Annotated in this window: 13 protein-coding genes and 1 pseudogene; 8 read left to right on the top strand and 6 right to left on the bottom strand. The window is 64.0% G+C overall.

The features are described 5' to 3' along the window. From AC5Y5W_RS08055 to AC5Y5W_RS08045, 3 genes are read right to left on the bottom strand one after another with little or no spacing between them, the layout of a single operon-like run. Entirely contained in the window at window positions 1-609 is a 609-nt protein-coding gene (locus AC5Y5W_RS08055) for a histidine phosphatase family protein (protein WP_500011252.1), read from the bottom strand. Further along, entirely contained in the window at window positions 609-1,961 is a 1,353-nt protein-coding gene (gene hemL / locus AC5Y5W_RS08050) for a glutamate-1-semialdehyde 2,1-aminomutase (RefSeq protein ID WP_500011253.1), read from the bottom strand. Before hemL ends, AC5Y5W_RS08055 begins: the two co-directional genes overlap by 1 nt. A 59-nt stretch (window positions 1,962-2,020) precedes the next feature. Continuing rightward, window positions 2,021-2,587, bottom strand: coding sequence for a methyltransferase family protein (locus tag AC5Y5W_RS08045; protein WP_500011255.1), 567 nt, complete (start codon window positions 2,585-2,587; stop codon window positions 2,021-2,023). Window positions 2,588-2,732: 145 nt separating this feature from the next. On the opposite strand from AC5Y5W_RS08045, the gene AC5Y5W_RS08040 reads away from it, so the two are divergent. From AC5Y5W_RS08040 to car, 3 genes are read left to right on the top strand one after another with little or no spacing between them, the layout of a single operon-like run. Further along, on the top strand, window positions 2,733-3,128 hold the full coding sequence (locus tag AC5Y5W_RS08040; protein ID WP_500011489.1) for a nitroreductase family deazaflavin-dependent oxidoreductase: 396 nt from the start codon (window positions 2,733-2,735) through the stop codon (window positions 3,126-3,128). A 2-nt stretch (window positions 3,129-3,130) separates the two neighbouring features. Then, window positions 3,131-3,511, top strand: a complete 381-nt coding sequence (locus AC5Y5W_RS08035; protein ID WP_500011257.1) for a nitroreductase family deazaflavin-dependent oxidoreductase — start codon at window positions 3,131-3,133, stop codon at window positions 3,509-3,511. A 55-nt stretch (window positions 3,512-3,566) separates the two neighbouring features. Next, window positions 3,567-7,121, top strand: a complete 3,555-nt coding sequence (car, locus tag AC5Y5W_RS08030; RefSeq protein ID WP_500011259.1) for a carboxylic acid reductase — start codon at window positions 3,567-3,569, stop codon at window positions 7,119-7,121. A 70-nt stretch (window positions 7,122-7,191) separates the two neighbouring features. Here car and AC5Y5W_RS08025 read toward each other — a convergent pair whose 3' ends face one another. Beyond that, complete coding sequence (locus tag AC5Y5W_RS08025; RefSeq protein WP_500011261.1) at window positions 7,192-7,614, bottom strand: MerR family transcriptional regulator; 423 nt, start codon at window positions 7,612-7,614, stop codon at window positions 7,192-7,194. 117 nt (window positions 7,615-7,731) lie between these two features. Between AC5Y5W_RS08025 and AC5Y5W_RS08020 the strand changes: the two genes are divergently transcribed. Together AC5Y5W_RS08020 and AC5Y5W_RS08015 are read left to right on the top strand one after the other, a co-directional pair. Further along, window positions 7,732-8,088: a hypothetical protein gene (locus AC5Y5W_RS08020; protein ID WP_500011263.1), complete on the top strand. Its 357-nt coding sequence runs from the start codon at window positions 7,732-7,734 to the stop codon at window positions 8,086-8,088. A gap of 4 nt (window positions 8,089-8,092) precedes the next feature. Beyond that, the gene (locus AC5Y5W_RS08015; RefSeq protein ID WP_500011265.1) at window positions 8,093-8,488 is read left to right on the top strand and encodes a SpoIIAA family protein; all 396 of its coding nucleotides are present in this window, start codon (window positions 8,093-8,095) and stop codon (window positions 8,486-8,488) included. 3 nt (window positions 8,489-8,491) lie between these two features. Here the strand turns inward: AC5Y5W_RS08015 and AC5Y5W_RS08010 are convergent, their stop codons facing one another. After that, window positions 8,492-9,022 carry a DUF421 domain-containing protein gene (locus AC5Y5W_RS08010; protein ID WP_500011267.1) on the bottom strand — a complete coding sequence of 177 codons (531 nt, stop codon included), beginning with the start codon at window positions 9,020-9,022 and terminating at the stop codon, window positions 8,492-8,494. A 68-nt stretch (window positions 9,023-9,090) separates the two neighbouring features. Beyond that, window positions 9,091-9,573 (bottom strand): MarR family winged helix-turn-helix transcriptional regulator, encoded by a 483-nt coding sequence (locus AC5Y5W_RS08005; RefSeq protein ID WP_500011268.1) that lies wholly within the window; start codon window positions 9,571-9,573, stop codon window positions 9,091-9,093. 189 nt (window positions 9,574-9,762) lie between these two features. Between AC5Y5W_RS08005 and AC5Y5W_RS08000 the strand changes: the two are divergent. The 3 genes and pseudogenes from AC5Y5W_RS08000 to AC5Y5W_RS07990 form a co-directional block, all read left to right on the top strand. Beyond that, window positions 9,763-10,248, top strand: a pseudogene (locus tag AC5Y5W_RS08000) (class I SAM-dependent methyltransferase); the annotation flags it as partial. Window positions 10,249-10,286: 38 nt separating this feature from the next. Further along, window positions 10,287-10,490, top strand: a complete 204-nt coding sequence (locus AC5Y5W_RS07995; RefSeq protein WP_500011270.1) for a hypothetical protein — start codon at window positions 10,287-10,289, stop codon at window positions 10,488-10,490. A 119-nt stretch (window positions 10,491-10,609) separates the two neighbouring features. Further along, window positions 10,610-11,887, top strand: coding sequence for a permease (locus AC5Y5W_RS07990; protein WP_500011271.1), 1,278 nt, complete (start codon window positions 10,610-10,612; stop codon window positions 11,885-11,887). Window positions 11,888-12,207: the final 320 nt, after the last annotated feature.

Below are 12,207 nucleotides of genomic sequence, written 5' to 3'. Positions count from 1 at the left end.
TCAACAGCCGCCCGGTTCGGAGTACGCCACGTCGACCAGTCGGTCGCCGTCGTACACCAGGGACGTCACCGATCCGACGGCGCATTCCCGACGCCGTGGATCGTGCCACAACCGTTTGCCGGTCAGGTGCAGTCGCAGCGTCCATACCGGCAATTGGTGGCTCACACACACCGCTTCGTGGCCGGCGGCGCGGGCGCGCGCCTTATCCACTGCGGTCGCCATCCGGGTGGCGATCTGCGCGTAGGGCTCACCCCACGACGGCTTGACCGGATTTCGCATGTGCCACCACACCCGCGGGTCGCGCCAGGCGCCGTCGCCCGGCGAGATCCGCCGGCCTTCCAGCACGTTGGTCGATTCGATCAGGTCCGTATCGGTGTCCACCGGCACGTCGTGGCGGGCGGCGATCGGGGCGGCGGTCTCCTGCGCGCGCTGCAGCGGGGAAGCGATCACCGCAACGATGTCGCGGTCGGCCAGGGCGTCGGCCACTGCCTGCGCTTGACGAATGCCCTTGTCGGACAAGTGGAATCCGGGTAAGCGTCCGTAGAGCACCCCGGCAGGGTTGTACACCTCACCGTGGCGGACCAAATGGATTCGGGTCTGTTCGGCCATCAGGGTTTGGGCTCCTTGGCGGCGGCGGCGACCGCCGCGGGTAGTGCATCGGCGATGCGGGTGAAGGCGTCGTCGTCGAGGGCAGCCGAGACGAACCACGCCTCGAAGGCACTGCACGGCGGGTAGACGCCAGCGTCCAGCAGCGCGTGGAAGAACGGCGGATAGCGCCAGGTTTGGCTGGCCTTGGCCGACGCGAAGTCGGTCACTGCCTCGTCGGCGAAGAACACGCTGAACATGTTGCCCGCACGCGGAATCTGATGTGGCACATCAGATTCCGTCAACGCCTTCGAGAGCAGACCGACCAGCCGGTCGGCGTTGGCATCCAGCGTGCGGTAGACGCTGTCGTCGGCGGCGCGCAGGGTGGCCAAGCCGGCGGCCACCGCCACCGGGTTACCCGACAGCGTGCCGGCCTGATACACCGGCCCCAACGGCGCCAACCGCTCCATCACCTCGGCGCGTCCGCCGAACGCCGCGGCCGGCAGCCCGCCGCTCATCACCTTGCCGAACGTGAACAGGTCGGCCTGCACCGGATCGATGCCGTACCAACCGCTTCGGCTGACCCGAAAGCCGGTCATCACCTCGTCCAGAATGAGCAGCGCGCCATGCTCGGCGGTGATGGTCCGCAGCGCGGCGTTGTAGCCGGGTGCCGGTGGGACGACACCCATGTTGCCGGGGCTGGCCTCGGTGATCACCGCCGCGATCTCGTCACCGAAGCGGGCGAAGGTTTCCTGCACGGCGTCGAGGTCGTTGTAGGGCAACACAATCGTGTCGGCCGCGCTGGCGCCGGTGACACCGGGTGAGGACGGCAGGACCCGTGACGATCGCAAGCGCGGCGAAGCCGGGCGCGGCGGGTCGTCACACAAGCCCAGTGTCGCTACCCCAGATCCGGCGTCGGCCAGTAGTGCGTCGACGTGGCCGTGGTAGCACCCGGAGAACTTGACGATCTTGGCGCGCCCGGTGAAGCCACGGGCCAGCCGCACCGCGCTCATGGTGGCCTCGGTGCCGGAGTTGACCAGCCGGATCCGATCCACCGGTGCCACCCGGTCGATGATCTCGGCGGCCAACTCGGTCTCCGCGGGCGTCGGTGCCCCGAACGACACCCCACCGGCGGCGGCCTGCTGTACGGCCTCGACCACCGCGGGGTGCGCGTGGCCGAGGATCATCGGGCCCCACGAGCAGACCAAGTCGACGTAGCGGTTGCCGTCGGCGTCGGTCAACCGGCATCCGTGGGCCTCGGTGATGAAGCGCGGAGTGCCACCGACGGCCTGAAAGGCCCGGACCGGGGAGTTCACGCCGCCGGGAATGACCGCGCAGGCGTCGTCGAACAACTTCGCCGAGGCGTCGATACCCATGGCCACCAGTGTCCCAGCTGGCAGAACCGGCTCGACTACAGGGTGTAGTCGTTACGACATCACAAGTACCTTCGGACCCGTCGGCGATACTCCGCATACTCCTGCCCGTAGTGCTGCCGCATAAATTCTTCCTCGCGCAACACTTGACGGTGAAACAACCAAAAGCCGACAACAAGATAGGCCAGCGGAATCCAATTGGGAAAGACGAGAAGTTCGCCTATCAAAACCAAAGCAAATCCGACATAGAGCGGGTTGCGGCTGAACGCAAATACCCCAGTCGTCACCAGCTGGTCGGGGTCATCAGCGTCGATGCCCACGCGGAAGCTCCTGCCGAACGACACCAGACTCAGTAGCAAGATGAGCAAGCCGCCGCCGCAGAGTCCGACGCCGATCCACGCGGCGATCTCGGATTGGAACAACCTTTGCTCACTTAAGAGAGGCCAATTGAACGCGGCCGCAAAGACTGTATAGAAGTAGAACAACGCAAACGGCGGGATCAAGAAATCCTTCTTATCCATGTCGGCGAAATGCATCGCCTGCGTACCTTCACGCCTCAGTTGGATGACCCTGGCCAAGACGGACCCGAGCAAAACGACAAGCGTCAGTGCGGCCAGGTATCCGGTCATGGCGATCCAATCCTCAGAAATTCATCATACGATGAAGTCATCGTACAGTGAATTTTGTCGCGGGCGGATGGCCGCGTCAACAACCTTTCGTATCGCCAACGATTGTGGGTTGAGTTGGACAGCCGGCGGCGGGTTGGATAGCACCATGCAACTACCGCAACGGCTCGCCCGGTTCAACCGGCACGTGACCAACCCCGTTCAACGGATGTGGGCCGGCTGGCTGCCCGGCTTCGGGATTCTCGAACACGTCGGACGGCGCTCGGGTAAGCCGTACCGCACCCCGTTGAATGTGTTCAGCGCGGAAGTCGACGACAAGCCCGCCGTGGCGATCCTGCTGACCTACGGCCCGGATCGCGACTGGCTGAAGAATCTCAATGCCGCCGGCGGCGGACGGATGCGGCGCAACGGCAAAACCTTCGGCCTCATCCAACCGCGCACGCTGTCCAAGGCCGAGGCGGCCCCGTATGTCAGCGCCCGCTCGCGAGCGCTGTTCAGCAGGCTGCCGTTCGAGCAGGCGGTCCTGCTCACGCGGATCGACTAGCCGTGCAGTTCTCCGAACGGCGGGCCCGATTCAACCGCCGGGTCACCAACCCGCTGTTCCTGCCGATCAGCGGTTGGCTGCCGCTGTGGTCGATCATCGAGCACATCGGGCGACGCTCCGGCAAGACCTACCGCACACCGGTCTCGATGTTCCGCACCGACGGCGGTGTCGCGGTGCTGCTGGTCTACGGACCGAACCGGGACTGGGTGAAGAACCTGCAAGCCGCTGACGGCGGGCGGGTCACGCTGTACGGCAAGACCTTTGACGTGACCAACCCTCGGGTTGTCCCGACCGCCGAGGCGGTCGGCGCGCTGAAAACCCCGTGGCGACAGCTGTTGGGGTCGGCCGGGGTCGAATCCGCCCTGCTGCTCACCCGCGCCTGAGAACGCACGACTGGACCGGGCGCCGCACGGGTATACCCGCGACCGGAGGGCGACTATGACCGAAACTGGACGACAGCAACGCCTGGCTCAGCGCATCGAGCAGCTATACGCCAACGACCCGCAGTTCCGCGGCGCGGCGCCGCTACCGGAGGTGACCACCGCCGCTCACCAAGCGGGGCTGCGGCCCTGGCAGGTCGTCGAGCAATACCTCACCGGTTATGCCGACCGGCCCGCGCTGGGACAACGGGCCCGCGAGCTGACCCCCGTCGACGACGCCCCGGGGCGCGCAACATCGACACTGCTGCCGGGTTTCGAGACGATCACCTACCGCAGACTGGGCGAACGCGTGGAGGCGCTCTGCGGCGGCTGGCAGGCGAACCTGCCGGGCGGCTTCCATCCCGGCGACTTCGTGGCGGTGTTGGGCTTCACCAGCATCGGCTACGCGATCATCTACCTGACCTGCCTGCGGCTCGGCGCGGTGTTCGTCCCGCTGCAAACCAGCTCATCAGCGCAACAGCTGAAGCCGATCGTGGCCGAGACCGCGCCGCGGGTGTTCGCCGCCAGTATCGATTCCCTGGACACCGCAATCGACGTGGTGATCGACGCGCCGTCGGTGCAGCGGCTGGTGGTGTTCGACTATTTCAACTACGACCACGAGCAACGCGGGCGCTACCAGGCCGCGCTCGAGCGACTGTCCGCGGCCGGGCGCGAGGTCGAGGTCATGCCGCTGTTGACGGAACTCGAAGACGGGCGTTCGCTGCCGGTGCCGCCCGCGTTTGTCCCGCCGGCCGGCGAGAATCCGCTGGCCACCCTGATCTACACGTCGGGCAGCACCGGGACCCCGAAGGGGGCGATGTACACCGCGGACATGACGACTCGGCTGTGGCAACGCCCGCATAGCCCGTCGCTGGACATCGGCATTCAGATCCCGGCCATCCATCTGCAGTACATGCCGCTGTCCCATGTCTTCGGACTGGAATGGCTGATCGCCACGCTGGCATCCGGGGGCATCGGCTACTTCGCCGCCAAGAGCGACATGTCCAGCTTGTTCGACGACATCGCACTGGTGCGCCCCACCGCGTTGAACCTGGTCCCCCGGGTCTGCGACTTGATCTTCCGGCGCTACCGCCGAGAGCTGGATCTGCGATCCGCGACGGAGGGCAGCCCGGCCGACGATGAGGTGAAAGCCGAACTGCGACAAGACTTTCTCGGTGGCCGCGTGGTCTCGGCGATGTGCGGCAGCGCACCGCTGTCCAAGCAGATGCACGCGTTCATGGAGTCGCTGCTCGACGTCGCCGTCGCCGACGGGTATGGGGCCACCGAAACCGGCGGCGGCATCCTGCGCAACGGCATTGTCCGCCGTCCGCCGGTCACCGAGTACAAGCTGGTCGACGTGCCGGAGCTCAACTACTTCACCACCGACAAACCGCACCCGCGCGGCGAACTGTATGTCAAGGCGAGCAACGTAATCCCAGGCTATTTCCGGCATCCCGAACTGTCTGCCCAGATTTTCGACGACGATGGTTTCTACAAGACCGGCGACATCATGGAAGAGCTCGGCCCGGACCGCCTGAAGTATCTCGACCGCAGCAACAACGTCATCAAGCTCTCCCAGGGCGAGTTCGTCGCGGTGTCCCAGCTCGAAGCCACCTATGCCGCCAGCCCCTACATCCGGCAGATCTTCCTGCATGGCAGCAGCGACCAGCCGTTCTTGCTGGCGGTGATCGTGCCCAACCTCGATGCGGTGGGTCCCGGCGACGCACGCGGTCTGATTGCCGCCTCGTTACAGCAGATCGGCGCCGAGAACCGGCTCAATCCGTATGAGATTCCGCGGGAATTCCTGCTGGAATCGGAGCCGTTCACCCGCGACAACGGGCTGTTGTCCGGGGTGGGCAAGCTGCTGCGGCCTGCGCTGCGGTCACGCTACGGCGAACAGCTCGACGCGATGTACGACAAGATCGCGGCGGGTCAGGAAAATCAGCTCGATCAGCTGCGCGCCGCGGCCGGTGACCTGCCGACCATCGACACCGTGCGGCGTGCCGCGGTGGCCACCCTCGGCTTGGAGGCCGCCGACGCAAACATGCCTGCCGATGCGAGATTTATCGAGCTGGGCGGAGATTCGCTGTCTGCATTCTCATTCGGCTCGCTGCTGGAGCAGATCTACCACGTCGATGTTCCGGTGCAGACGATCGTCAGTCCCACTGCGACACTGGCCACCATCGCGGGCTACATCGACGGGGAGCGTGACTCGGCCTCAATGCGGCCCACGTTCGCATCGGTGCACGGCCGGGACACCACCGTGGCACGCGCGTCGGATCTGACCCTGGACAAGTTCATCGATGCCGAAACATTGGCTGCCGCATCGCGACTGGAGACAGCAGACGGTACGGTCGGCACCGTCCTACTGACCGGCGCCAACGGTTACCTGGGCCGATTCTTGTGTCTGGAGTGGTTGGAGCGGCTGTCGCAGAGCGGCGGGCGGCTGATCTGCATCGTGCGCGGCGCCGATCCGGTCGCGGCTCGCCAGCGCATCGAGGCTGCGATCGACAGCGGCGATACCGGGTTGTCCGCGCACTATCGCGCGCTGGCCGCCGAGCACCTCGAAGTGTTGGCCGGTGACCTGGGCGCGGCGAACCTCGGTGTCGACACACCAACCTGGAATCGGCTCGCCGAATCGGTGGACCTGATTGTGCACGCCGCCGCGATGGTCAACCATGTGCTGCCCTACAGTCAGCTGTTCGGTCCGAACGTGGTGGGCACCGCCGAGATCATCAAACTGGCAATCACCAAGCGGCTCAAGCCCATTAGCTATTTGTCGACGGTCGCGGTCACCGCGCTGCCCGACGGCAGCTTCCTCGGTGAGGATGTCGACGTGCGTGAGGCGTCGGCGTCGCGGTCACTGGACACGTCGTATGCCAGCGGCTATGCGACCAGCAAGTGGGCCGGTGAGGTGTTGCTGCGCGAAGCGCACGATCTGTGTCGGCTACCGGTGGCGGTGTTCCGCTCCGACATGATCCTGGCGCACAACCGCTATTCCGGACAGCTCAACGTGACCGACATGTTCACCCGGCTGATCCTGAGCATCCTGGCGACCGGCCTCGCACCGCGCTCCTTCTACCAGCTTGACGCCGACGGCAACCCGCAGCGTGCGCACTATGACGGGCTGCCAGTCGATTTCACCGTCGATGCGATCACCACCCTGGGTACCCGCGCCACCGACAGCTATCACACCTACAACGTGCTCAACAACCACGACGACGGCATCTCACTGGACACCTTTGTCGACTGGCTCATCGCCGATGGCCAGAAGATTGACCGGATCGACGACTACGGCCAGTGGCTTAGCCGATTCGAGGCGGCGATGAAGCACCTGCCCGAGGACCAGAAGAAGAATTCGGTGCTGCCGCTGCTGAGCGCCTACGCCCGACCGGCAGCGCCGATGGCGGGTACCACGATGCCTGCCGAGAAGTTCCGTGCCGCAGTGCAATCCGCTCAGATTGGCGCCGACAACGATGTGCCACACCTCAGCGAGGCGTTGATCGACAAATACGTCGCCGATCTGCACCAGCTAGGTCTCTTGGACAGCGAAGCCGGCGGGCAAGTGGCCTGACGCGACCGGCTGGCGGGACACGTTCGACGGTAGGGCCTAACTGGGGCCGCGTCTTTTGGCAGCGTCGAGTTCAATTCCTGAGCGGCTGAGTCGGGTCAGCGAGCTGTTGGAGGACAACACAATCCGAGCCTGACCTGCCGGGGCAGACGGCATCGGCCGTTTCGATAAATTTAGCGATGCTGCGCTCGAGTGCACGCAACTCCCGCAGCTTCCCGCGCACCTCGGTAAGATGCGCATCCGCCAGATCTCGAGCGTGCACGCAGGAACGTTCGCTGTCCTGCATCAGTGTGGCGAGGACTCGGACTTGCTCGATGGGGAACCCGAAGTCTCGGCAGCGTCGGATGAATGTCAGCCGCCGCACATCGTTGTCGCCGTATCGGCGCTGGCCGCCGGTGCGGCTGGGCAGAGGCAGAAGGCCGATGTCTTCGTAATAGCGGATGGTGGGCGCAGTTGTGCCAGTTACACGTGCTAGCTCGCCGATTTTTAGCTCCATCAGTGCTGCTTTCGCTCGCCTCTTGAACATCAAGCAACTTGAAGATCCACACTGGAAGCGTGGTCCTACCGGACCCGCATGTCAATGCCGAGAAGCGGTGAAGGAGCCGAGATAGCGATGGAAGTCGAGCCGACTGTAGCCGCCTGCATGCTGCCGACGGCCGACCACAAAGATCGGTTGGCATGGATCGAAGAGCTCAACGCGTCCGCGTTACGCAACTACTGCCGCCACGGCTCACGAATCGAGCTCGACTATCACCCTGCGGCGGTAGCCCGAGTGCGGGAGCTCGTTCACCGGGAAAAGGAGTGCTGCCCGTTCCTGGATTTCACCCTTCGGGAGGAAGAGGACACATGCACACTCGTGATAGAGGCGCCGGGACACGCCAGCGCGGCGGCCGATGCACTATTCGCGCCCTACAGCGCAACGAGGCATTCCGGCGAAATGCGCAGTCCGCACGACTCTGGACGGTGTTAATGACGTGATCGAGGTGATGAACGAAAGTACCGGCAATATCCTCGGTATACGCGCGAGCGGAAAGCTAAGCCGGCCGGATTACCGGAAGGTGCTCGCACCGCGTATCCAATCGCTACTTGACCAGTTCCCAAGGGTGAAGGTGCTATTCCTGATGGACGAGGCCTTCGAAGGTTGGAGCCTCGGCGCGGCCTGGGCCAACACCGTCTTCGACGTGAAGCATCGACGCGATTTCGAGAAGATCGCGATGGTCGGCGCACCCAAATGGGAGGAATGGTGCGCGAATACGGCCGCGACACTGCTGATAAACGGCGAGATGCGGACATTTCGCCTCGACCAATTGAACCAGGCATGGGAGTGGCTGCGAGGGGTAGTGCAACCACCGGAGGCCCAAAGCTGCTGAGGGTCATTGCGTATCGTCAATTCCTGCTTCAGCAAGTCCAACTCGTATTGCCTCTCCGTATGGTTGACCGGCTCGCACGATGGTGATCTCACCACGCTCTTCGAAGAGGACGTACTGGAGGGCGTTGACATCGCTCTCGCCGGCCTGGCGCAGTAGGCGGTACACATCACGATCGGCCAACCCGGCAGTTCGCAGAGCCGTCGCCTGCAAGCGCCCGCGCGCCAGCAGGATGAGCGGTTTGCGCGTCAACAATCCACCGAGCCAGCCGCGGCGATGACACTCGGCGACTACGCGATGCATGGCGCACAGCGTGATCAGTGCGACCGCACCGGTGGCGAACGACGTTGTCAACGACGTCGCCGTTCGGCCGATTATCGCGCCGATCGCCACCGCCACAACGAAGTCAAATATATTGAGCTCGGCGAGCATTCGCCGTCGCGACACCCGGAGACCAATAACCGCGACAGTGAACAGAAGGACCGTCTTCAATGCCGTCCAGCCTAATTGTGAATACTGACCGACCAGGTAGAACATTTGACGCCTCCTACGGCATTGGGACCGACGATCAGAGCGGTCACCGGACGAGCGACGCTCGGATGGCTCTACGATTCGGCATCGAGGTAGGCGGCGGGCTCACCGCCGGCGGTAGTGAACGCCGTTAGCGCGCGCACCAGCCCATGGCGCTTTGACGTGGGCATTTTTTCGACGATACGGGCGATTTCACGACGTCGGTGCGCGGTGACCTGCCGCACGACCTCACGGCCGCGCGCGGTGAGTGCGGCAAGCAGCTCACGCCGTGAGGTCGGGTGCGGTAGGCGGTCGATCAGGCCGGCGCTAACGAGCCGATCGACCATCCGGCGGGCGGCCGACGGCTGCACACCCAACAGACCAGCCAGCGTCGCCAAGTTGATCGGTCCCCGATTGCACAAGATCACCAGAGTTCGAAACTGCGGGATGGTTATCGCCTCGTCAACTCGGGCTATCGAGTGAGCCGAAATCGCCACCAGCAACCGCGACGCGGTCAGCAACGCGTCGGTGATTGCATCTAGCGACTCGTCGGTTGCTATCGCGCCTTCTGTGCTCACCCATTCCGCCCTTCTGTCGCAGGCACTCACAGCTACGAGCCAGCTTATTAGCAGGGAGCTACTATTATCAAGGGCAATTATTTCTGATAGCTACTAAATTCCGAGCAGGCCTACCTGCATGCGAGAAGCTTCGCTGCTGGCACCGCCAGAGTTTCTGAGCAGCTAGGCCTGTCTATTCAGGAGGTTTTGATGAGCACCGATATCTCGGCGGGCGAAGATCAGACCATCGCTACCACACCCCGCGCCGTCTGGGCGATGGGCGACTATGCGCTCATGGCCGAGCAGGTAATGGCCCCACTCGGCTCAATCCTGGTCAGCGCCACCGGGATTGGGCCGGGAGATCGCGTCCTCGACGTTGCCGCCGGATCCGGAAACGTTTCGCTTCCCGCCGCCAAGGCGGGTGCCACGGTTGTTTCCAGCGACCTGACCCCCGAATTGCTGCACCGCTCCCAGCTCCGGGCCGCCGAACAGGGTGCGGCGCTCGAATGGCAAGAAGCCAACGCCGAATGCCTGCCGTTTGCCGATGGACAGTTCGACGTTGTGCTATCGGCGATCGGCGTGATGTTCGCGCCGCATCATCAGCGCGCGGCCGACGAGTTGGTCCGGGTCTGTCGGCCTGGCGGGACGCTGGGTCTGATCAGCTGGACACCGGACGGGTTTTTCGGCCAGATGCTCGCATCAGCGACATCCGCGCGCACCGGGACACGTTGAAAGTGGACCGGTTCGAGAACGCTAAAGCTGTCCATGACTACTTCAAGCAGCACTACGGCCCAACAATCAACGCCTACTGCCAGATCAGTAACAACCCCGTCTTGGCCGCCACGCTAGACACCCAACTCGTCCAACTCGCTCAGCGACACATGATCGGCGGCACGATGGAATGGGAGTACCTGCTCGTCACCGCACGCAAACGATGAATCGCACAGCGCCACGGCGGCGCGGGTGACCGACATGAGTATGCGATGTCCGGTTGCCGTGGCGCCGACGTGGGTAAACCGATTGGCGTGCTTATGCGGTGGAAGTTGTCATGGGAGCGGTGAGCGCGACCTGGCACCTGATCGGCCAGAGCTTCGCCATGGCGTTCGCGATGCTCTGGGAAACCCTTTGGGCGCTGGTCCTCGGGTTCGCATTGTCGGGCGTTGTCCAGGCGTTCGTGTCACGACAGGGGATGCAGCGCTTACTGGGAGCCTTATCACCAGCAACCGTGACCAAAGCGTCAGTCTTGGGTGCCGCCAGCTCGTCCTGTTCGTATGCGGCCAGCGCTTTGGCGAAGGCGCTGTTCGCGCGCTCGGCGGATTTCACCGCGTCGATGATCTTCATGTTCGCATCGACGAACCTCAACATCGCGATCGGACTCGTGATCTGGACGTTGCTCGGCTGGCAATTCGCCCTGGCACAATTCGTCGGCGGCGCGATCATGATTGCGCTGCTGGCCTTTTCGGTGCCGCGGCTGATTCCGGACCGGATGCGGCAGGATGCCCGCGACCGGCTCAGCGGGCCAGGGGTGCCGTCGGAACCCGACGCGGCTGAGCCACTGCGGCGACGGCTCCGCCACATACAGAGTTGGGCGACTGCGGCCAGCTACACCGTTTCCGACCTGACGATGCTGCGCAAGGAAATCATCGGCGGCCTGGTCATCGCGGGGTTTCTCATGGTCGGCATGCCGGCATCATGGTGGCAGGCGCTGTTCATCACCGGCCACGGGTTTTGGTCGTCACTGGAGAACGCAATCCTGGGGCCGCTCATCGCGATCATTAGCTTTGTGTGCAGCGTCGGCAACGTGCCTTTGGCTGCGGCTTTATGGGAGGGCGGGATCAGCTTCGGCGGCACGATCGCGTTTATCTTCGCCGACTTGATCACGCTGCCGTTGGTGTTGATTTACCGCAAGTATTACGGCACTGCGATGGCATTGCGGCTGCTGGCGGTGTTCTGGGTGGTGATGTCGGTGGCCGGACTGATAACCGAATATCTCTTCTCCGCAGTCGGCTTGGTCCCTGGCGGCCACCACACAGCTGTCCCTACCGGAGTCTCCTGGAACTACACAACCTTCCTCAATATTGTTGCGCTGGTTGGATTCGCCGCCGTTTACTGGCTGCACCGCCATCGCGACCGATTCGGTGTGAGCGACGACTACGCCACCGATGTGGTCTGCGGCATGCAAGTCGAGACCGCCAATGCCCCTGCGGTCAGCACGCACAACAATGATCGCTTCTTCTTCTGCTCTGACGGCTGCAAACACGTATTCGAGGCAGACCCAGGCCGCTACATTGCGCCCGGCGACGCCACTCGCAAAAGTGTCTGGCGCGACCGATAATGGCGCGGTCGACCCCGATGTGCGGGATGAGCGTCGAACCCGACGGCGCACACACCATCCGTCCCAGCGACGGCACCTACCATTGCTGCTCGACCAGGTGTCGAGATGCCTTCGTGGCCAACCTATGTCGTTATGACTTGGGCGATCGCCGGTAGTGCGACGAGGCCGTAATTCACACCGGCCCAAGCGCGCCAATCGCTTCCATCACCGTATCGGACGGCTTGTCCGTAGACCCTGGGGCTGAGCGCCACAAGCGCGGCGTGCTTCGTTGCCGTGCGACAGCCTCGGCACCGAGCGGCTTGAAATTACGGGGCACAACC

The organism is Mycobacterium sp. NGS51 (genome assembly GCF_059812525.1).
Note: the sequence above shows the minus strand (reverse complement) of the source record. Positions and strands in the feature narration are given on the sequence as shown.

Coding starts and splice junctions, on each gene's coding strand:
- AC5Y5W_RS08055 (WP_500011252.1), bottom strand. CDS start 609: ATGGCCGAACAGACCCGAATCCATTTGGTCCGCCACGGTGAGGTGTAC.
- hemL (WP_500011253.1), bottom strand. CDS start 1,961: ATGGGTATCGACGCCTCGGCGAAGTTGTTCGACGACGCCTGCGCGGTC.
- AC5Y5W_RS08045 (WP_500011255.1), bottom strand. CDS start 2,587: ATGACCGGATACCTGGCCGCACTGACGCTTGTCGTTTTGCTCGGGTCC.
- AC5Y5W_RS08040 (WP_500011489.1), top strand. CDS start 2,733: ATGCAACTACCGCAACGGCTCGCCCGGTTCAACCGGCACGTGACCAAC.
- car (WP_500011259.1), top strand. CDS start 3,567: ATGACCGAAACTGGACGACAGCAACGCCTGGCTCAGCGCATCGAGCAG.
- AC5Y5W_RS08025 (WP_500011261.1), bottom strand. CDS start 7,614: ATGGAGCTAAAAATCGGCGAGCTAGCACGTGTAACTGGCACAACTGCG.
- AC5Y5W_RS08020 (WP_500011263.1), top strand. CDS start 7,732: ATGGAAGTCGAGCCGACTGTAGCCGCCTGCATGCTGCCGACGGCCGAC.
- AC5Y5W_RS08010 (WP_500011267.1), bottom strand. CDS start 9,022: ATGTTCTACCTGGTCGGTCAGTATTCACAATTAGGCTGGACGGCATTG.